This is a genomic window from Pseudoalteromonas sp. DL2-H2.2 (genome assembly GCF_021532535.1).
GTDB classification, from domain to species: Bacteria; Pseudomonadota; Gammaproteobacteria; order Enterobacterales; family Alteromonadaceae; genus Pseudoalteromonas; species Pseudoalteromonas rubra_A.
Window position 1 is genome coordinate 300,016 of sequence record NZ_JAKGBD010000001.1, and the last position, 20,616, is coordinate 320,631.

Here is a 20,616-nt window from a genome sequence, read left to right on the forward strand (position 1 = left end):
TTGTAAACGAATGTCTTCGCAGTTATCTAAAGAGCAACTTCTAGCACTATTTGAGGAAATTAAGCAGGAACAGTCGACTCAGTTCCCATTGTCAGAGCGGTTCCTCAAACAGTATTTCAATGCTGCCTTGTTAAGCAAGGCCAAACAGTATTTGCATGACGAGCAGATAAGCTTTTTGGATCATTCCGACGATTTTACAAAAATTGACGCCCAGGTAATGGGCAATTTTGGTAATACCTTTACTCAGCATATCAAAATTGAGCAAGTCAAAGGCACGCCTTCCGTTGAGGCGCAGTGTACCTGCTCAAACAACCCTAAGTGTCGCCATATTGCTGCGGTACTGCTTAAACTCAAAATTGACCACTCGGGTGGGTTTGGCGAGTCTTATCTGGTCAACGATTGGTTTAATGAGCTGGCTCAGTTACAGCAAGCCAATGACCTGGATGTGACTAACGTACTGCTGTTCGTGCTTGAATTACGCGGCAACGAGTTATTGGTTAACCCAAAAACCACCCCACAAAAGCCCGATGGTATCTATCCGCTTGGACGCGCTCTGACCGAGCATCAACTAAATAGTCAGGTGCCGCCCAAGGACATACTGGAAAGCGATTTCAGGCTGTTCTCCTGGATCCGCTCGCAAAATACGCCTGGTCACTTTGAGCTTTCCGGAAGCTGGGGATTTTCGGCATTGCAGCAACTGGTTCAGAGTAAACGCTGCTTCTACCAAAGCAGTCGCAAGCCGCTTACTTTTGGGCACAAGCAACACCTTGAGTTCAATTGGCAAAAAGAGCGTGACGAATACCGCTTAACCAGCCATTTAACGGGCGTAGAGCAATGGCAACTGATCAAAACAGATCCGCCGGTGTATCTTGATACTGAGAACATGATCCTGGGTCGCATTGAATCTGAGTTAAGTGCGCAGGAAATTGCCCATTTACACACCATGCCTTTGATCAACGCCTCAAAGATCGAAGCTGTGATTAAACGTTTTCAGGATGTATTTGCCGACAATATCGTGCCGCCACCCCAGGGGCATGAGCATCTGGTTAACAAGGACAAGCTGGTCGCGAAACTGAGTATTGAGCCCGGCTCGCCGCTGAAGCTGGCATTGTCCTTACTCGATAAGGAAGGCCGATATTCAAAAGCGAAGCAACTAAACCGCTGTGAAAAAATGCTTAACGGACTTGGATTCTCCGCGCAGCAAAATCACTTTGTACTCCCCCATGACGATGATGTTACCTATCACTGGTTTAACAGCGAAGTCCGCCCTTACTTACAGAGCAAGCTCTGGCAAGTCGACGAGCTGCAAGGCGGTCGTCCGGTGTTAACACCTAAGGTAACGCTGGTACTGAAACGAGATAAAAAACACCATGTGATTGGCCGGGTCATGTTTGATGACAAGCTGGTCACACTTGACTGGGATAAAGTGCCTTCTCATGAGGTTAACTCACTGGCCAATGTCTATCAGTACATCAACATTGCAGAGCAGTTTTATGCGATCCCCAAGGCCGTTTATGATGAACTATTACAGCTGAAAGCCAGGTTTAGCTATTACCTTTCCAGCTCGCAATTTAAGTTTCCGCTTTCTTATGCCAGCAAGTTGTTTGAACTGTCAGCTATTGAGAGCGTCTCTGATGACGCTCGCCTGCTTGACTATCTGGATGAGCTGAGCAGACCAGAGCCGACTGGCACTGCGGTCACATCGGGAGAGAGTGAACATTTTACCCTGCGTGATTATCAGGTGCATGGCGTTGACTGGCTACGGTTTTTGAATCGTCATCAGCTGGGTGGGATCCTCGCCGACGACATGGGCCTGGGAAAAACCCTGCAGGTGATTGCTTACTTTATCTCTCAGCATAACACCCTGGTGACAAAACCTTCTTTGATTGTGTGCCCGACCAGTTTGGTTGGTAACTGGCAAAACGAATTCCGTCGTTTTGCACCGCATTTGCCTTTATTAACTGTGCATGGTGCGCAGCGTGATAAACAGCTCAATCAGGTAGCCAATGCGCGTTTTATTATTACCACCTATCCGTTGCTGAAACGCGATTTGGCGCACTATTCAGAACTTGAGTTTGATTCTATCGTGCTCGATGAAGCGCAGTACATCAAAAATGAAACCGCGCAAATTTCCAAGTGCGTAAAACAACTATCCGCCGAGTTTAAGCTGTGTCTCAGCGGCACGCCTGTTGAGAATAACCTCTTAGAGCTTAAATCTCTGCTCGATTTTGTGATGCCAGATGTTCTTGGCACCAAGCAGCAGTTTAAACACTACTTTCAGCAGCCCATTGAAAAAGAAAACGATACTCGTCGCGCCAAAGAGCTCCAGTCTTTGATTGCGCCTTTTATTCTGCGTCGTACTAAGTCCGAAGTAGTTCGGGAACTGCCGGCGAAAACCGAGTTGGTGAAAAAGCTTGAATTCAGTGGGGCTCAGGCAGATATGTATCATCAGGTGAAGGCCAAGATTGAATCTAACCTGGTTGATTTGTTCAAAGAGCAAGGCGTGGAGCGAAGCAAGCTGGCATTTCTTGATGCACTGTTAAAGCTGCGCCAGATCTGCTGCCACCCAAGCCTGGTCGACAAAACACAGGCATTTAACAGCGCCAAATTTGACTGGCTTTCAAGCCACCTGCCTAACTTCCTCAAAGAAGGTCGTAAGGTGATTATTTTCAGTCAGTTCACCAGTGTGCTGGATATGATAGCCAGTCACTGTGATGGCTTAGACATTCCATTCACTATGCTGACCGGGCAAACCAGGCAGCGAGATAAAGTGATTTCGCTGTTTACTGAAGGCGAAGTGGATGTTTTTCTGATCAGCCTAAAAGCGGGTGGAACCGGCCTAAACCTGACTCAGGCAGATACCGTGATCCACTTTGATCCCTGGTGGAATCCGGCGGTTGAGAATCAGGCAACCGACAGAGCTTATCGAATAGGCCAGGACAAGCCTGTATTTGTCTATAAGCTGATCATTGCCAACTCCATAGAGCAAAAAGTCTTTCAGATGCAAAAAGACAAACAGGCGCTGGTTGACGCCCTGTTCGCTGATGCGGGCGTGAATTTAACCCAGTTCAATGAAGCACAAATGCTCGAAATGATAAAAAACTAATTTTTTTCTGAACTTTTCACAGCACCCGGGGGTCTATCATTATGCTTGTTGTTAACGCCCAGTTTGTAGTAAGCATATTGTTGATTTCCCCCTATTAAATACAAGTATTGTATCGAGCCGGTTCCCAGTGAACCGGCTTTTTTTTGTGCGTTTTTAAGCTGTTCCATATTTGATCCACAATGTTCGACTTTAATAGCTATATTGGCGAATTAGGAAGCAATGGACTCAAGGGGCGAGCTATGTTGTGCTACGAAAATGCAATTTCACAGTTAAACTTTATTGAACCTCAGTCACAGTGTGATTATGATCTACTGAACGAGGTCGCCAGTTCAGAGGATCTGGCAAGCATTCTGACCATGCTGCTGTTCGATGAAACATTATCGGATAAACTAAAAGGTCAGGTTAAAAAGCAGCTTTCACAACTTAAGGCTAAATCGAGAGGCTAAATGACATCTAAGCACCATATTCTTATCGTTGAGGATGATTACGATATTGCAGAGCAGGTAATGCTGTTTTTCAAGGCTTCTGGATTCGACATTTCTCATATTGCGGATGGTGCTTTGGTGGTCGACTGGGTCAGAGAAAACAAACCCGAGGCCATTTTGATGGATATCATGCTGCCAAATCAGGACGGTGTGGAGTGTATGCGCCAGATCCGCGAGTTCTCCATGGTGCCAATTGTGATGCTGACGGCAAAGGTCTCAGAGGCCGACCGCTTAAAAGGCTTAGAGTTTGGTGCCGATGATTACGTCTGTAAGCCATTCAGTGCTGCTGAGCTGGTGATGCGTATCAAAGCCATCTTACGTCGCTGTCAGGCGGCGCCCAGCGCGTCTCAGGAGGCTCCAATAGTCGTTGATGTTGAGCAACTGATTGTGGCTATCAAGGGGCAGACCCTGTCTCTGACCAAAGTTGAGTTCGATGTGTTTGCCATGTTGTACCAGGCGCCAAACCGGGTTTTTTCACGCCAGCAGATCCTTGATCATATTCAGCCAGATAACTTTGATATTTCCGACCGCGTTATCGACAGCCACATTAAGAACATCCGTAAAAAAATTAAACAAATCGATTGCTCGCCCAAAATTGTAGAATCGGTTTACGGTGCGGGCTATCGTTTTAACGAGCAACAGCTCGACGTATAATAGACGGCGCATTAGCACCGCGACATCACCGCAATAAACCCGAAGAAAAGCACAATATAATAGGCATTTAGGCTATGTAATTGATATTATCTAAACATAGCAACAGCAAGAGAATGCCTATGTTTTGGTCTAGTTTAGCCTCCCTTTATCCCACACAAATTTTGACCCTGCTCAGTGCCGGCGCTGTGTTATCTTCCTGCATCTTTGCTCCGCTGTATTTACTGTTTCGGCAAAAAAACCACACTGCCCAGGCACAACTGACGATGCAAAACGAGCAACTGCAAAACCAGCTGGCGCAGCGAGATGATGAGCTTAAACAGGCACAGGCCCAACACTGGCAGCTACATGGTGATTGCCAACAGCTGCAGGCCAGACTTGCCGAAAAGCAACGCCAAACCAGTGAGTTACAGGTTCGCTGGCAAAAAGCGGAAGACATGGCTCAGGACACACAGGCGTATGCGCATCGCCTGGAGCTGGAATTGACCGATGTGAAAACCACGCTGACCCAGAAGCAGCAATCTTTTGATGCGCAACTGGCACAGCTGGAGCAATCAAAATCTATTTTGAAGCAGGAGTTTGAAAACCTCGCGACACAAATCTTTGAGGATAAAAGTGAAAAGTTTGCCCGTCACAGTCAGGATAAAATTTCTCAGCTGCTACAACCGGTGCAGGGCGAGCTCAAGGGTTTTCGGGATAAAATGGAAGCCATTCACAGTGAAGAGCTAAAGCAACGAGCAGCGCTGCGCACCGAGTTATTGCATTTGCAGGCCAATAACCAGGCCATCACCGAGCAGGCGCATAAGCTGACAAACGCGTTGCAGGGCCAGAAGAAAACCCAGGGCAACTGGGGTGAACTGATGCTGGAAAATGTGCTCGATAGCGCGGGTTTACGTCCCGGTAATGACTATCAGCGAGAGGTGAGTTTTTCGACCGACGAAGGTAAATATCGCCCCGATGTTATTGTTTACCTGCCTCAGGAGCGCCATTTGGTGGTAGACGCAAAAACTTCACTAAACGCCTATACCCGATATGTAAACGCCGAGCAGGATAGCGAGGCCAATCAAGCCATTGTCGCGCATGTTGAGGCCGTTAAAGCCCGGGTGAAAGAGCTGGGCGACAAATCTTATGAACGTTTGCCTGGTTTAAACTCTCCCGAAGTGGTGATCATGTTTATTCCGGTCGAATCTGCATTTGTCGAGGCCATTAAGTATGCACCGGATTTATATCAGTATGCCCTCGAGAACAAAGTCTTAATTGCAACGCCCACTACCCTGCTGACCAGCCTGAATATCGTGAAACAGTTGTGGCGATTTGAAGAGCAAAGCAAACACAGTAAAGAGCTGGCGCTGCGAGCGGAGAAGTTTTACAGCAAGCTGAATGCCTTCTTACATAGTTTGGAAGGCGTGGGTAAACAACTGGATAAGGCTCGGGAAGGGTACGATAAAGCGATGGCTCAGCTCTACAGTGGCAAAGGCAATTTAATTAAACAAGCCTCTGAGTTTAAAGAGTTGGGTGTTTCTGTGTCTCGCGAGTTACCGAGTGAGTTAATTGAAAAGGCAAAACTTGAATTAGAGTAAGGGGCAACCTCTAACGCGAATATTTCTGCAGGACGAGTATTCGTGGTTGTTTCGTGCAGTAGATAATACCTTTTGGAGTCGCAATACTCATTGTTGAGTTTGCGACTCTTTACTTTGCAACCTAACGATCTTTGTACATTTCATTGGCTTTAAAGGCTTCAACTTCCAGTGGGGAGTTGTTATAGCCATACTCGGCCAGATCAGAAAAGTGCTGCGTCACCATGGCCTGTAGACTGGAACGCTCAATCTGCAGGACGTGAACAAGTTCATGTGCCAGCTTAGGCGTAGTGAGTTCAAACCCGTGGCGAACATAGATGGAATAGCCAAATACCTGGGCGTTATTGATAATGCCTTCTCCCACAAAACCAAGTGCCTCGCCCAGTGTTTTCAAGGCAAAATTGTCATGAGGAAAAGGGACTTCATCGACATAGACTATTCTCACTTTTTCCGGTAATTGTATACCTATCTCTTTTGCAATCGCTAAGTGTTTTGCATCCAGGGGCTTGCCAATCTGACGACCTTGCATATCAGTTTCTTCAGCCCAGCTAATATATTGGGGCAAAAGTACAGAAGATATCAGTGTCTGATGAAAGAAAACGATACCCAGGGTAGCGGCAAACGTGATGGACAGGAGTATTTTTATTATTTTCATTGTTGGTCACTCATTAATTTTACTGATTTTCCTTAGTTGGTAAACAGGCAGGAAGCTGATAAGCAGATTGATAATACACGACTAAGCAGCGATTATCATTTTTAATAAAGCGCAGCTAACTTGATGATTATTTAGATGAGGCGTTGTAAACGAATGGCTGACAATAAAAAAGGGGCCATCAGGCCCCTTTTTTATTGTCGTATGATCAGCTGTTACACAGGGCGTACTTGCCTCTGCGTGGCATGTCTGTATACAAGTAAATATACATATCGTTATTTTGCACATCCTGCCAGACACGATTGCTAGCAGCCGGGCATAATGAGTTACGAATATATTCTTTCACTTCATGTTCAGACATTGCCAGTTTGGTCGGGATCTGGATAAATACATTCAGTTCACCATTTTTAAAATCAATGTTGTTGAATTTCCAGCTGCCCATCATGAACTGCTTAGAAAAATAGCGCGTAATGCGTTTTTGGGCGCTCGAATCAATTGCTGCAACTTGCACCTGTTCAGATGAGCTATCAACAAAGTAGGTCCATGCAGCTGAAAGTATGATAAAGCCGCCTAACAACATAGACCAGATTGGTAATGTGGTTTTTACTGTCGTATTTTGCTTTTTCTGACGATGTCTGGATTCAACAATTTTTACCCATTCATTGTGTTTCATAGTTCGCTGTGTCATAGACCATTCCTCCCGTGTATATGGCTTATTAAAACCAATCATTGTGGAAAGAAAATGGAGGCGATTGTGTATCGTGCCTGATCGGATCAGTTATTGGTCGATTTTTATTGAGGTCGGATCTGTGAAAGTTAGAATAATTTAATCGCGTGTTCTGGCTGTTAATCACCCAGGTTGATTTGAATATGTTGTGTTTAAAAAGGTGCGATTCGTTTGACCGAATAAAAGGTGGTTAAAGTGCCCGACAATATGCCAGGCACTTGCTGTACTAACTGTGTGATACCGTTTGTGGTATTTTGGCCGTGGGTGTTGTTGAAGCGGCAAATAGTGTCACCCTAACCGACAGCCCGCCTAACCTGCTATCTCTGAGCTCAATGTCACCAGACATGGATTCGACCAGGCTTTTACACAGTGATAACCCCAGACCTGAGCCACCGGTTGCCCGGCTTCGTGAGCTTTCTACCCGGTATAAACGTTCAAATAAACGTGGTTTTTCGTTGTCCGACACGCCCGGTGATGAGTCTTCCAGCTGAATGATCAACCCCTCACTGTTTTGCCGGATCTTGAGTTTTACCTGCCCTGGTTTATCGGTATACAGGCAGGCATTTTTTGCCAGGTTGTCTATCACCCTGTCCAGTTTGGGCTTGTCAATTAACACACTGGCATGGGTGGGGACCGAAATGTCAGCACTGAAGTGCAGTTCATTGCTTTGCACCATACGTTTGATGTCGTAGCAATAACTGTCAGCCAGTGTACGGGTACAGTAAGGCTGGTTATTGACCACCATTGCTTGGTTATCGGCCTGGGAGAGTTGATAAACGTCTGAGATCAGGTGATTAAGCTGGGATATTTTTTCATTGATCTTGCTGTATGCCAGTGTGTCGTCGTCCAGCAGGTTATATTCTAATGCTTCAATGTGAAGCTTTAACACACTCAGTGGCGTTCTCAGTTCATGAGAAATATCGGCCAGCATCTGATCTTTTTGTTTGAGGTTTTGCTGATAAAGGTTGGCTTTCAGGCGTGCCGTTCTGTTTTTACTGAACAAGATATAGGTGATCAGAATTCCCAGCAGCAGGCAGGTCAGGGCTACAAACAGCCACATGCGCTGCATCAGTTGTGCATTGTGCAGTTGGCTTTCTGTTAGCTTACGGTGATGCTCTGAATCATCAATGCGTTGCTGTTGCATCACCGTGTCTATAGTGCGCTTATGGGTGAGTGCCTGTTCGGAATTGGTTTTTTCAATATTCTGAGCAAAGAAGGTATTTGCCTGGCTTAGTGCTTCGTATGCTTCCTGATGGTTGCCTTGCTGAAAGTCATATTTGGCCTTCAGGCTGTAATATAGCTGAGAAAAATAGGTGTTTATTTCTTCTTCTGTTATGAAGCGTGTCAGCCATTCATAGTGGGGCTGTGCCTGTTCGGGCTGGTTTTGATAGAGGTAAGTGCTCGCCATACTGTTATGTGCATGAAAGAGTTGAACTAGATTGTCACTTTGAGAGGCATAATGCATCGAAAGTTTAGCATACTCCAGCGCTTGTGTGCCTTTCTCTAGTTTTATATAGGCTTTACTGATTAATTGATGGGCGCGCGCCAGGCTCACATTGGCCGGGATTTGCTCCAACAGCTCTATCGCTTCCGTTGCTTTTTCAATTGCCTGCAAGTAATTTTTACGTTTAAAGGTCACCTGAGCTAATCTAAGTGCTGTGCCTGCAATATGACTGAGCTCCCCCGCTTTTTTATCGGCAATCAAAGCTTTAGTAAAGAAAAACTCGGCCTGTTCAAGGTCATTGAAGCGTACAGCCATGTCACCCAGGTTGTAGTAGTTGTTTGCAACTATGCCATGATTTTGGCTACCTTTCAGTGCATCTCTGGCTTTTAGCTGAAACTGCATGCCGATAGCGAGTTCATTTTTGAAATCGTATAAAGTACCCAAGTTAGAATAGCTCTGCCCTATAAAGTCATTATTATTCAGCTCTTTAGCTGTTTTTAATGCTTGCCTGTAGTTGTCTTCAGCGTCATCCAGTTTGCCCATGCGGCGGTAATTTATCCCCAATTCCTTATAAAGGCGGTACTGGTTGTTGGTATCCAGCTGAAATTGCTTGGCTAATCTGTCTAACGCATCAATAGCTTGCTGATGATTGCCCTGCTTGCGATAGATTAGTGCTTCAACAAAGCGTGCGTCTAGCTGCTTTTTCAGGTCGCTATGGCTATAAAATGGGGTGAGACTACTGAGTGCCTGCTCGTAATTGCCCGACAACTCAAGCTTTTTTATTTCCTGTATTGTTATCGTCGAGTTGGTTGCCTGCGCATTAACAGTGACTATACTGAGTAACGCAAAAGCTGGTGGAAGCAGTATTTTTTTCATAATTTTTTCTTGGCACATCAGACTTTTTTCAGAGTATGCAATAATTGTGGTGCAATTATGGAGCTGTAAAGGGGGTTTACAGCTTGCTGAGTTGGTAAAATGATGGTTTGTAAGGCTACCTAGTTAGTAAAATTCTGTTTTATCCGCTGCTGACTTAGTAAAATTTTGGTTTATTGACTTCGGAGTTAGTAAAAATGTGGCCTGAGCCGTGTTTATTATTGCAACTAGTCGAATTTTTAAGCCAATAGCAGGCGGATTTTTTCGAATTTTAAGCCAAAATCTTGTGGTCGTCCTCTTTTTTTGCCGCTCACGCCCTTTTCTGTGATCAAAAGTGCCTCAGCTGATAAAATCCTGATCTGACATTCGCAGGCGGGTAAAATCGTGATCCGGCACTAATCTGGCCGAGATTAAAGAGGCCGAGTCTGTTAGGTCTGGCAACAGGCCATCGACTTGATAGATTGGAATATGTGTTGTCGGTAATGTGCTGGTAAAAAACTGATCTAAAAAGGGCCCGCAGGCCCTTGTAGATGTAGGAACTTTATGACAATTAAAATTGATTCATGGTGTTGGCTTCACCGCCTGCTTTCAGCGCGTTTTCACCACTGAAATACTCTTTATGTGTATCACCAATGTTTGAGCCGGCCAGGTCCTGGTGCTTAACGGAAGCCTGCTCGCGGCGAATTTCTTGTCTCTGAACATCACGTACGTAGGCAAGCATACCCAGGTCGCCAAAGTAACCTTCCGCCAGAATGTCTGTGCTCAGCGCAGCCGTGTGATAAGTCGGCAAGGTGATCAGGTGGTGGAAAATACCAGCCTGAGCAGCGCCATCACGCTGGAAGGTACGTACTTTAGCATCGGCTTCTGCTGCCAGCTCTGATTGATCCAGCTCAGGAGACATCAGCGCTTTAGGATCTTGAGTTGGATCCGGGTAGGTCGACAGATCTTTACCCTGTGCCTGCCACTCTGCATAAACCTGCTCACGGAACTTCAGGGTCCAGTTAAATGACGGTGAGTTGTTATATACCAGTTTGGCGTTGGGCACCTGCTCACGGACTCGGTTTACCAGTTCTGCTATTTGCTCTACATTGGGCTTTTCAGTTTCAATCCACAACAGATCGGCGCCTGATTGCAAGCTGGTGACACAATCAAGTACAACGCGGTCTTTTTCTGTGCCTTCTCTGAATTGATACAAGCCATTGTCGAGGCGCACCGGCTTGCACAGCTCACCATTTTGTTTAATGACCATGTCACCTTCGCTCAGATCAGCAGCGCCTGAGATAACGGTGGTGTCTAGGAATGCATTGTATTGGCTGGCCAAATCGCCAGGCGTTTTAGAGACCGGGATTTTCTGCGTCAGGCTGGCACCAAGAGAGTCGGTACGGGCGACAATAATGCCATCTTCTACGCCCAGCTCCAGGAATGCATAACGCACCGCATTGATCTTGGCTAGAAAGTCTTCATGAGGCACGGTCACTTTACCGGCCTGGTGACCACACTGCTTGGCGTCCGATACCTGGTTTTCAATCTGAATGGCACAGGCACCCGCTTCAATCATTTGTTTTGCCAGCAGGTAGGTGGCTTCTTCGTTACCAAAACCGGCATCAATGTCGGCAATGATGGGTACCACGTGAGTTTCGAAGTTATCTATTTGTGCTGTGATTGCCTGTACGTCACCACCCTGTGCTTTGGCCTCATCCAGTGCCTTGTAGAGGTGATCAAGCTCTCGTGCATCTGCTTGTTTTAAGAAGGTATAGATCTCTTCTATCAGCTTAGGCACGGCGGTTTTCTCGTGCATGCTTTGATCTGGCAGTGGCCCAAATTCAGAGCGAAGCGCGGCAACCATCCAGCCACTCAGGTATACGTAAGAGCGTTTGGTGGTCTTATTGTGGCGCTTAATGGCCATCATCATTTGCTGAGCAGTGAAACCATGCCAGCAACCCAGCGACTGTGTATACTGGCTGCTGTCGGCATCGTACGCAGCCATATCTTCACGCATTACCTTCGCGGTGTATTTGGCAATATCCAGACCCGTTTTAAAGCGGTTTTGTAAATGCATTCTGGTTGCAAATTCAGGGTTGATCCCCTGCCAGGTATTGCCCTGAGACTGGCACAATGTAGTAAAACGATCAATTTGAGAGGTGTAACTGCTCATAACAAAATTCCTTCGAACGGGTTTAAGCTAACTGGTTTATGTTTGTCTGCCAGAGAGCGAGTGTGAGAGTGCTGCCTGGCGCTTAAATAAACACTAGACCGACCAGTGGAATTTTTTAAATTTATAGTTGTTATTGCCAGTATATTTATTGTGAATGGGTAAAGGGGTTTGTTTTTAGTGAAATTGGCTTATTTTAAAGTGACCCGTTCAAACCCGATCAAGGATCACTCACATGAGTTCTCACATTTTACAGGCCGGATTGCGTATCTATACCCGCCTGTTTGACTTTGTCAGCCAGGAGCTGCTGCCTGGCACCCAAATTAACGCAGACGACTTCTGGTCTGGTTTTTCTAATATTATCCACACTCTCACACCTAAAAACCGGGCGCTGCTTGCCAAGCGCTCCCTATTACAAAAACAAATTGATGATTACCACTTAGCGAATCCGGACTGGGATGCTGAAAAGTATCGGACATTTTTAACCGAAATTGGTTATCTGGTGCCTGATGTTGCTGCGCAGCCTATCACCACCGAGCAGGTTGAGCCTGAAATAGCCCGTATTGCGGGTCCTCAGCTTGTGGTGCCGGTTAGTAATGCGCGATTCGCGCTAAACGCAGCCAATGCGCGCTGGGGCTCGCTCTATGATGCACTTTATGGCACCGATGTGTTACCAGAGGAAGACGGTGCCGAGCGCGCAAGTGGTTATAACCCGGTGCGGGGCTTTAAAGTAATGGCCTATGCGCGCCAGCTACTGGACCGTATTTTGCCGCTGGCACACGGCTCTCATATCGAAAGCACCAACTATGCGGTGGTTCAGGGTGAACTGATCATCACACTCAACGACTCAAGTCAGGTTAAACTGGCGGATCCTGTGCAGTTTGCCGGATATAACGGACAGCCACAGAGCCCGTCGGCGTTACTGTTTAAGCACCATGATCTGCATTTTGAGATCCTGATCGACTTTCAGGATCCGATCGGCCAGGCAGACAAGGCAGGGATCAAAGACGTGATCCTGGAATCCGCGCTGACCACCATCATGGATTGTGAAGACTCGGTTGCAGCTGTGGATGCCGAAGATAAAGTACAGGTTTACCGCAACTGGCTGGGCCTGATGCAGGGCACACTCAAAGAGCAGTTTGAAAAAGCGGGTAAAACAGTAACCCGTTCACTGAATGCCGACAAAACTTACCTGACACCTGATGGCCAGACGCTTAGCCTTAAAGGCCGAGCTATGATGTTTGTGCGCAATGTTGGTCACCTGATGACCACGCCCGCCATTTTGGATGAACATGGCGAGGAGGTGTTCGAAGGGATAGTCGATGCGGTGATCACCGCAACTGCCGCGCTACACGATCTGCATGGTGATGGAGCGCTTAAAAACTCCACGGCGCAGAGTGTGAATATCGTTAAACCCAAAATGCACGGACCGGAGGAAGTAGCCTTTACCGGCGAGTTGTTTAGTGCGGTAGAGCAGCTGCTGAAATTACCTGAAAACACGCTAAAAATGGGCATTATGGATGAAGAGCGCCGTACATCTGTAAACTTACAGGCCTGTATTAATGCGGCTCACGCCCGCGTCGTATTCATCAATACCGGGTTCCTGGACAGAACCGGTGATGAGATCCACACATCCATGCTGGCCGGCCCGGTGTTACCCAAAGGCGAGATAAAAGCGCAGCCCTGGATAGCAGCGTATGAAGATCGTAACGTAGACACTGGCCTGGCTTCAGGCTTTGCGGGTAAGGCGCAGATAGGCAAAGGCATGTGGCCGATGCCAGACAAAATGGCGCTAATGATGGAACAAAAGCTGACACATCCTAAGTCGGGTGCCAATACCGCCTGGGTACCCTCTCCCACTGCGGCCACTTTGCATGCTATGCATTATCACGAAGTTGAAGTGGCGACATTGCAGCAGCAAATTGCCCAGCGGCAGATGGCAAGCCTGGACGACCTGCTGACACCGCCGTTACTGGGCGCGCGTCAGTTAAGCGATGATGAAATTCAAACTGAGCTGGACAATAATGCCCAGGGGATTTTGGGCTATGTGGTGCGCTGGATAGATCAAGGGATTGGTTGCTCAAAAGTACCCGACATCAACCATGTTGGTCTGATGGAAGACAGAGCAACGTTGCGTATCTCCAGCCAGCACATTGCTAACTGGTTGCATCATGGTATTTGCACTGAAGCTCAGGTTAAACGTACTTTTGTTCGTATGGCAAAAATCGTCGATGAGCAAAATTGCCATGACGCGCAATACCAGCCAATGAGCGGCGAAAATATCGAAGACAATCTGGCCTTTGCGGCGGCTCTGGCGTTGGTGCTGCAAGGCAAGGCACAGCCAAATGGCTACACTGAACCGCTGCTGCATGCGTATCGACGTAAATACAAGGACCTTGTTCAGTAGTTTCTCTGATTAGTCTGGGCAACAGAGTGTAAAGGGGCTTTACGCTCTGTTGCCCTGCTAAATGTCAGCGGATGTAAGTTTACGTCAGATTTATGTAGTATCCCGTTGTATTCTTTAAGCGCCCAGCATACCCTTATCTAAAGTAATAAATACGGATAATAATGACTATGTTGTCAGGGAAATATACATTACTTGGGAGTAGCACCTTGCTGTTGACGGGGTGTGTTTTTGTGCCGCACACCGAAGTCAGTTTTGATGAATACTGCGGCGTTTACAAAGAATCGACCAGTATCGACATGGCTCCCCGCGCTGCCAGCAACTTGGTGTTTCATGAACTCGAACTGGTTGGTGGCCTGGCACTGGCCTTGTCCAATGGGGTTGTAAAAGCCCAACAACATCAAGCCTACAAAGAAGCCTGTCTGGCGAACGGTATTGATATTGATGCCGAAGCAAAGCTGAGTGCCGGTAGCGCTAAATCTCAAGTCAAACAGTCACAATACTGCGACAACCAGGCCTATGATCTCTGCGAGATTGAACGGCGCCGTTGATTATCCTTGTTCTTTTGCACACCTGTTTGAGAGTAATAGGGTGTAATAGGAATTTCTTTTGTTGTGAACTACCTTTTATAGGCGCTGCTGCTGTGAAGCAAACCACAGGCAGCAGGTTACCGTCACGAAGGAGCAAGTTCATGAACGAACCAATTAACAAAGACGTATTGACCGGGCTGAAAGAAATCATTAAGCCGGAACTCAGGATCTCCCAGGAAAAAGAGCGCAAGATTAAGGATCGCGACAGCAAGTATAAAGCGGCCGATGTCTCTTGTGTTAAGGCCATTGCACAGGCCGCAATCAATGTAGAATTATTTACTATTCCGCTTTATATGACAGGCCTTTATTCCATTTATGGAATGCACCAGATAGGCGACGACTCTGGATTGTATCCGGGGCGTTGGTGGCCGGGCTTGGCTGCCACTGCGGGTTTTATTCCTGACAACTCTGACAGAAAGGACGAAGAGTATTATAGTAAAAATTTACCACCGCTGGAACATGAATTATCGGTCAACGAGCAAGTGTTCAATGGGGTATACAGCGTGTTTGTTGAGGAAATGCTGCACCTGCAACTGGCTTCTAATATGGCCAGTAAGCTTGGCTTTACACCGAGGTTCACCAGTCCGGCTTTGATCAATGAGCAGTACGGCTGGCATTGTTATGACAATCAGCCCATGATCCCACACATTCTGGATTTCAGAGACTGCGACAGCGACTTGAATAAACTAAGCCCGCAGGTTAGAGACTACTTTAAAGCCCACTTTAAGGGTAAGAGTTTGCAAGACCTTAGGGTGAACGCCACTGAGCTGAGTAAAGAGCAGGCGCTGTTGTTTTTATTGATTGAAGAAACCGAAGAAGACGCGCAAAAGATCATTGCACCTGAGTATCTTAAACCTGGTAAAGATGGTCGGCCTAAATACTTTGAAAGCGCCCCATTTGATTGGTGGACGCCGGATAACACAGAAACAGACTTGCCTCTGTTTGGCTCAATCGGCCACATGTACTTGTGCTACTGGAATTATCTGCAAATTAAGTATAACGATGGTACGTACTTGCTCGATGAACTGGCAGAGCCCGTTCAAAGAGATTACTTTAATAAACGTCCGGGCGATAGTGGCTACCAGAAGCAGTATCCTGGCATAAAGGGATCTTTAAACTCTGCTTTGGCTGAAGGTACCCATCACTTCGAACTCAAGCTTAAGCTCATTAATAACATCAATGCCATCACCGATCAGGGTGAAGGTCAGGGGGTCGTAGAGCTTATTTGCCAACAATGGAGCCATGAGTCTTGGGCGCAAGAAATGCTGAGGGAATTGTTTAAAGAAAAGAAACAAGAACCACATACCGTAAAGCCAAAGTTTCAGCCAAAAGAGAGCGCGTTAGAGCATGACTATCCGGGCGACCCTATCTCTGGCTCTGCTTGTGCAAGGATCATGAATAAGGAAAATGATCACTTTAAGATCTTTAAGCAAACACTGGAATTGATTGTGCAATTCAGCGAACCTTGCTACGAGGGCAAAGACAGGTATTCCACCTGGAAAGACTGGCATTGTGAGGGCAATCGCTGGAACAAGGACATGCTAAATCCAGGAGACAGTGATGAAGCTAAAAATGCGCACCCAGATTTACCGGGGGTTGATGAAATAACCGCGGCACTGAACAACCTAAGTCGCACAGAGAAAAGCTTGAAGGAAACCCACCAGCTGTTCAGTCAGTCTGCGGTTGGCACTATCAAGGGCCTGACAACGGCGCTGGATCGCTACTGGTCGGGGCAAACCAATGAGTTCCCCGGACCTGCAATGGGTGGTTCTGGCGACCGAGTCTCTATTTGCTGGGCCACGACCGGGAGAGCACCGGACCTGGTGACTGGCATTGCGCCACAGGAAGACGGCGTTTTGTATCATGCCTGTCAGGGTATGAGTTATACCGAAGATAATGTTGGCTTGCCGCCGGCTCAGGTCTTCCATAGCTGCAAAGGTTCAAATGATTGTAAAGCCCAGGGCGGCTGTGGTTTTGTTCACAGCACCACACCGGGTGGCAGCTGCGGATCAAGTAGTGCTACAGGCATTAAGAGTGCGCCGGCCGACAACAAGTGTAATAACCTGGGTGGGTGTGCTGTGCCTATCTCGGCCTCTCAGTTGTTTCCGTCACAGCCTGAAGAACATCCTAAAATGCAGCTGTTTAGTTTTTATGGCAAAGAGAACCACTTTAAACCTATCAGCTATGCCACACCTGATAAGCGCGACTCGCAACAGGGTTGCGCATCATCGGACGAGACGACGCCGATGCCCTATAAAGAGGGTGACGCGGTGTACAAGATTGCCTGGCAGGCATATTGTAACGCCAATGGCCTGGTAGATAAGCAGACAGGTACAATCCCAGAACCACCTGAAGTGGATGACATTCGTCTGGCACTGCCGCCTTCAACATAAGGAAGCGCTATGTCAGATAATTATAAAGCGGAGGCGCGGCGTAATGCCGCGGCCTCTTTGTCTCATACTGGGAACCTGGGATTTGGGGTTGGCTTGCGCAGCCAGCATTATCCTGAGCTGATGAGTATTGACCACGACACGGTAAAAAAGCCGGTGGACTGGTTTGAGATCATCAGCGAAAACTACATAGACAATTTTGGCTATGGCCGTCACGTGCTGGAAACACTCAGAGCACACTACCCTATGGTGATGCATGGCGTGTCGATGAACATTGGCAGTATCGATCCGCTTGATTTTACCTATCTGAACAAGCTCAAAGCACTGAGCGATTGTGTGCAGCCTGCGTGGGTGTCGGATCATCTGTGCTGGACAGGGGTGACCGGGGTAAACAGCCACGACCTTTTGCCCATGCCGCTGACGGATGAAAGTCTTGACCATGTTATCCGCCGGGTTAAGCAAGTGCAGGAAGTGCTGGAGCGTCCGATTGTGCTGGAAAACCCGTCTACCTATCTGGAGTATTGTCATTCCAGTCTGAGCGAACCGGCTTTCTTTACCGAGCTGGTGAATGCCACCGGCTGTGGTATTTTGCTCGACGTCAATAATGTGTTTGTCAGTGCCTTTAATCATGGGTTTGACCCACAGGCGTATATTCGTGCCCTGCCCCACCAGCAGATCGTGCAGATCCATCTGGCGGGCCCAAGCGATTGCGGCGACTGTCTGATTGACACCCACGACCAGCCTGTACCGCAGCAAGTTTGGGCGCTTTATGCATTGGCACAACAGCTGACTGGCGGCGTGTCGACACTACTGGAATGGGACGCCAATATTCCGCCATTTGACACTCTGGTGGCAGAGCTGAATAAGGCAAAGCAGGTACTTAATGGCGAGATGCCCGCACAGGCCGTGCACCAGAGCGATATGGCGAAATTTTCAACGCCCATGGTACGGGAAATGCATCAAAAAACAGACCTGGCACACAGCTTAAAACCGGTAGCAAAATGACGTACTCAACCCCACAACTCAGCCAATTGCAGCACTGGTTGTCTCACGTTTTAATTTCTCGTGGCGACTTGCCAGAAAAGTTGCTTACAGCAGGTCAGCGTGACGGCCTGACACTAGAACAGTGCGTTAAATCGACCCCACAGTTGCCAGCCGAGCGTCGGGTGGATATTTATGCCGCTGGCTACGTTATGCGACTGGTAGAGTGCCTGAAAGGAGAATTTGCCCTGCTCTGCGCCTTTATGGGCGATGACGTTTTTGAGGTGTTTGCCAAGGCGTATATCGTGACCTTACCGTCGCGGTCATTCACTTTGCATACGCTGGGTAAGTCGTTTGTCAGTTTTCTGGCTAATACCCGGCCACAGGGGGAGTTCGGCGACAAGCAGCGTGCTATGTTCGATGTGCCCGTGGAGCTGGCCCGGTTCGAGCGTGCCAAGGCTGAGGTGCTGCTGGCCGAAGGGTTGGAAAACACGCCCCCAGCCGAGCTGGTATTGAACGAATTTGAACTGCTGGGCGGCGGTGCATCGCTTAATCTGGTGGTGCCACCGTGCCTGCGTTTGCTGGTCAGTGATTATGATCTGCTGCCCATGGTTGAGCAGTTAGAAAGCCCTCAGCAGGAAAATAATCAGCCCTACGCCCTGCCGGCCAGAGAAACCCGTTATATCGCCCTGACCCGGCAAAACTATCGGCTGATCACCCAGCCGCTCACCCACTGGCAGGCGGATTTGCTCAGTCACTGTGGTCAGGCTATGTCGTTTGAACAGGCACTAATACACAGCGCCCGCCGTCAGGGCATGGAACCTGCTCTGCTCAGAGCCCGGCTGGCCATGTGGCTACCCGCCGCCGTCGCCTGCGGCCTGCTGGTGGTCGAGCGCGCTAAGCGCCCGGCCGCAACCTCCGAAGGTGCCTCGCACTATTTGTAAGCGCAGCGCGAGGGGCGAATATCCAGCTGTTTATCTTTGCGTCTTGCAAGCTGAGACTCAAACTTACTGGCTAGTTGATGGCGCCAGTACGGTGCCATCATCTCTTTGTTCGGCGCTTTAGGCCCGAGCGTCACGTACTCTATCGGCGCCAGATGATCGTCTCTATGCAGTTCCAGATATAAGCGTGGCGCAGTGCCTGTGGCAAAATCAGGAGCAGAGCTTTGGATCTCTTTTGCGCCATAGTCCAGATGCGTGACGATTACTCTGTGTTCCTGCTCATCTTTATAATGGGCGTCTTTTAGCAGGTAGGGTAATGGGCCGAGTAGCCAGGCAAGCGTTTGTAATTTTTCAGGTGTAGGTTTCTTGCCAACAAATTTATCGACTTCTTTTTTGAGATCTTTGAAGTAAGCTTGTAGTTTGGTGGCACCCTCGCCCAGTATTTTAAAATTATCTTTGAGATACACAACCCGGTAAAACGCAGCGCTTTCCCGAGGAGACTGGCCGGTATTGGTAAATGACAGCATCCTTTCCTCTTGCTCTGTGTGGTTGCCCTGCTCTTCCAGTAATCGATAGTCAAAAAAGTGCTCTGTATTAAAAGTAATGGCGCAGCCACAGGCATCGTCATTTAAATGGTTTTTACTGTAAAAACGCCACATATTCAGGCTGTCGCTGTCCGGTAAAAAGCAGCCGATAAATACCGGATTGCCCTCTTCCGGCTCATAGCCTAACTCCTGCCAGAGTAACTTTCCCTCATTGGGGTCATTGACTGCATTGATATGTCCCAGTCTGAAGGGACTTTTTTCCAGTAAAATGGCCTGGCCCACATCGAAGGAGGTGTAATGAGTCATAGTACGATGTTTTTTGACTTGAAGATGGGAGAGTATCTCCTCTCTCAAAGCGCTAATTGATTTTGATTGTTTAAAACGCTCAGCTCTATCCTTCAGCTCATAAGCTTCAAAGCTTAGTTTCGGATCTTTGAGAATCCGATCACAAAGTGTTTTGGTCCGAACGTAGCTTTGTTTTAAGCCGTCACCGTCAAAATAACTGTAGGCCAAATTGAGTCGGGCCTGGTTATTTCCTTTCTTTGCGGCGAGGCGATAATATCTAATGGCCTCTTTGTCGCTTTGTTTCACTCCTCTGCCAAAATCGTACATGTAACCTAAGTTACACAGAGCTTGAGTGTTGCCCTGATTTGCTGCCAGACGATACCACTTTACCGCTTCTGTATCGTTTTTCCTGATGCCTCTACCTCGTGCGTACATGAGGCCTAGCCCACATTGAGCGACAGCATTTCCTTGTTCTGCTGCTTGTCGGTATAATTTTACGGCTTTTATATCGCTTTGCTCGAAGTATTGTCCCATTCTGTACATATAGCCGAGGCTATAAAGTGCATGGGCTTCCCCCTGTTCTGCAGCTTTTCCAAACCAATAAGCGGCTCTCTCATAATTTTGTTCGACTTCTTCACCAAAGTAATAGGCATCGCCTAACTCACCTTGCGCTTCGGAATCTCCACTCTGGGCTTCTTTAGTAAGTGCTTCAATCTCTGGGGTTAGTTCGGGGTTATGTTCTGACATCAATATTCCTTTTAAACTGCTTAACCCCGTAAAAGTCTGGTGTGGGGTTGAATATCCTTATTAAAC

At 47.7% G+C, this 20,616-nt stretch carries 14 protein-coding genes; 9 read left to right on the forward strand and 5 right to left on the reverse strand.

Annotation, left to right across the window (positions count from 1 at the left end; translation table 11 throughout):
* The first annotated feature begins 10 nt into the window (after window positions 1–10).
* From L1285_RS01145 to rmuC, 4 genes are all read left to right on the forward strand, one after another.
* Complete coding sequence (locus L1285_RS01145) at window positions 11–3,106, forward strand: DEAD/DEAH box helicase (protein WP_235410630.1); 3,096 nt, start codon at window positions 11–13, stop codon at window positions 3,104–3,106.
* 239 nt (window positions 3,107–3,345) lie between these two features.
* Window positions 3,346–3,552: a hypothetical protein gene (locus L1285_RS01150; protein WP_046005164.1), complete on the forward strand. Its 207-nt coding sequence runs from the start codon at window positions 3,346–3,348 to the stop codon at window positions 3,550–3,552.
* Window positions 3,553–4,245, forward strand: a complete 693-nt coding sequence (locus L1285_RS01155) for a response regulator (protein WP_235410631.1) — start codon at window positions 3,553–3,555, stop codon at window positions 4,243–4,245. It begins immediately after the preceding gene.
* 119 nt (window positions 4,246–4,364) lie between these two features.
* Entirely contained in the window at window positions 4,365–5,822 is a 1,458-nt protein-coding gene (gene rmuC, locus L1285_RS01160; RefSeq protein WP_442960464.1) for a DNA recombination protein RmuC, read from the forward strand.
* A 121-nt stretch (window positions 5,823–5,943) separates the two neighbouring features.
* Here the strand turns inward: rmuC and L1285_RS01165 are convergent, their stop codons facing one another.
* The 4 genes from L1285_RS01165 to L1285_RS01180 all read right to left on the reverse strand — a co-directional run bounded on the left by L1285_RS01165 (window position 5,944) and on the right by L1285_RS01180 (window position 11,670).
* Complete coding sequence (locus L1285_RS01165) at window positions 5,944–6,474, reverse strand: hypothetical protein (protein WP_235410632.1); 531 nt, start codon at window positions 6,472–6,474, stop codon at window positions 5,944–5,946.
* A gap of 205 nt (window positions 6,475–6,679) precedes the next feature.
* Window positions 6,680–7,159, reverse strand: a complete 480-nt coding sequence (locus L1285_RS01170) for a hypothetical protein (RefSeq protein WP_235410633.1) — start codon at window positions 7,157–7,159, stop codon at window positions 6,680–6,682.
* 265 nt (window positions 7,160–7,424) lie between these two features.
* Window positions 7,425–9,518: a tetratricopeptide repeat protein gene (locus tag L1285_RS01175; protein WP_235410634.1), complete on the reverse strand. Its 2,094-nt coding sequence runs from the start codon at window positions 9,516–9,518 to the stop codon at window positions 7,425–7,427.
* Window positions 9,519–10,065: 547 nt separating this feature from the next.
* A complete protein-coding gene (locus L1285_RS01180) occupies window positions 10,066–11,670 on the reverse strand; it encodes an isocitrate lyase (protein WP_235410635.1) in 1,605 nt (534 codons plus the stop codon).
* A gap of 232 nt (window positions 11,671–11,902) precedes the next feature.
* On the opposite strand from L1285_RS01180, the gene L1285_RS01185 reads away from it, so the two are divergent.
* From L1285_RS01185 to L1285_RS01205, 5 genes are all read left to right on the forward strand, one after another.
* Complete coding sequence (locus L1285_RS01185; protein ID WP_235410636.1) at window positions 11,903–14,074, forward strand: malate synthase G; 2,172 nt, start codon at window positions 11,903–11,905, stop codon at window positions 14,072–14,074.
* Between the two features lie 161 nt (window positions 14,075–14,235).
* Window positions 14,236–14,622, forward strand: coding sequence for a hypothetical protein (locus L1285_RS01190; RefSeq protein ID WP_235410637.1), 387 nt, complete (start codon window positions 14,236–14,238; stop codon window positions 14,620–14,622).
* A gap of 140 nt (window positions 14,623–14,762) precedes the next feature.
* Window positions 14,763–17,054: a ferritin-like protein gene (locus L1285_RS01195; protein WP_235410638.1), complete on the forward strand. Its 2,292-nt coding sequence runs from the start codon at window positions 14,763–14,765 to the stop codon at window positions 17,052–17,054.
* A 9-nt stretch (window positions 17,055–17,063) separates the two neighbouring features.
* Window positions 17,064–18,056: an MNIO family bufferin maturase gene (gene bufB / locus L1285_RS01200; RefSeq protein ID WP_235410639.1), complete on the forward strand. Its 993-nt coding sequence runs from the start codon at window positions 17,064–17,066 to the stop codon at window positions 18,054–18,056.
* Window positions 18,053–18,976: an HvfC/BufC N-terminal domain-containing protein gene (locus L1285_RS01205; RefSeq protein ID WP_235410640.1), complete on the forward strand. Its 924-nt coding sequence runs from the start codon at window positions 18,053–18,055 to the stop codon at window positions 18,974–18,976. Before bufB ends, L1285_RS01205 begins: the two co-directional genes overlap by 4 nt.
* On the opposite strand, the gene L1285_RS01210 is transcribed toward L1285_RS01205, so the two are convergent.
* On the reverse strand, window positions 18,967–20,550 hold the full coding sequence (locus tag L1285_RS01210; protein WP_235410641.1) for a tetratricopeptide repeat protein: 1,584 nt from the start codon (window positions 20,548–20,550) through the stop codon (window positions 18,967–18,969). The two genes, L1285_RS01205 and L1285_RS01210, sit on opposite strands and share 10 nt — an antisense overlap.
* Between the last annotated feature and the right edge of the window lie 66 nt (window positions 20,551–20,616).

Coding starts and splice junctions, on each gene's coding strand:
- L1285_RS01195 (WP_235410638.1), top strand. CDS start 14,763: ATGAACGAACCAATTAACAAAGACGTATTGACCGGGCTGAAAGAAATC.
- L1285_RS01180 (WP_235410635.1), bottom strand. CDS start 11,670: ATGAGCAGTTACACCTCTCAAATTGATCGTTTTACTACATTGTGCCAG.
- bufB (WP_235410639.1), top strand. CDS start 17,064: ATGTCAGATAATTATAAAGCGGAGGCGCGGCGTAATGCCGCGGCCTCT.
- L1285_RS01210 (WP_235410641.1), bottom strand. CDS start 20,550: ATGTCAGAACATAACCCCGAACTAACCCCAGAGATTGAAGCACTTACT.
- L1285_RS01190 (WP_235410637.1), top strand. CDS start 14,236: ATGACTATGTTGTCAGGGAAATATACATTACTTGGGAGTAGCACCTTG.
- L1285_RS01170 (WP_235410633.1), bottom strand. CDS start 7,159: ATGACACAGCGAACTATGAAACACAATGAATGGGTAAAAATTGTTGAA.
- rmuC (WP_442960464.1), top strand. CDS start 4,365: ATGTTTTGGTCTAGTTTAGCCTCCCTTTATCCCACACAAATTTTGACC.
- L1285_RS01205 (WP_235410640.1), top strand. CDS start 18,053: ATGACGTACTCAACCCCACAACTCAGCCAATTGCAGCACTGGTTGTCT.
- L1285_RS01145 (WP_235410630.1), top strand. CDS start 11: ATGTCTTCGCAGTTATCTAAAGAGCAACTTCTAGCACTATTTGAGGAA.
- L1285_RS01150 (WP_046005164.1), top strand. CDS start 3,346: ATGTTGTGCTACGAAAATGCAATTTCACAGTTAAACTTTATTGAACCT.
- L1285_RS01175 (WP_235410634.1), bottom strand. CDS start 9,518: ATGAAAAAAATACTGCTTCCACCAGCTTTTGCGTTACTCAGTATAGTC.
- L1285_RS01165 (WP_235410632.1), bottom strand. CDS start 6,474: ATGAAAATAATAAAAATACTCCTGTCCATCACGTTTGCCGCTACCCTG.
- L1285_RS01155 (WP_235410631.1), top strand. CDS start 3,553: ATGACATCTAAGCACCATATTCTTATCGTTGAGGATGATTACGATATT.
- L1285_RS01185 (WP_235410636.1), top strand. CDS start 11,903: ATGAGTTCTCACATTTTACAGGCCGGATTGCGTATCTATACCCGCCTG.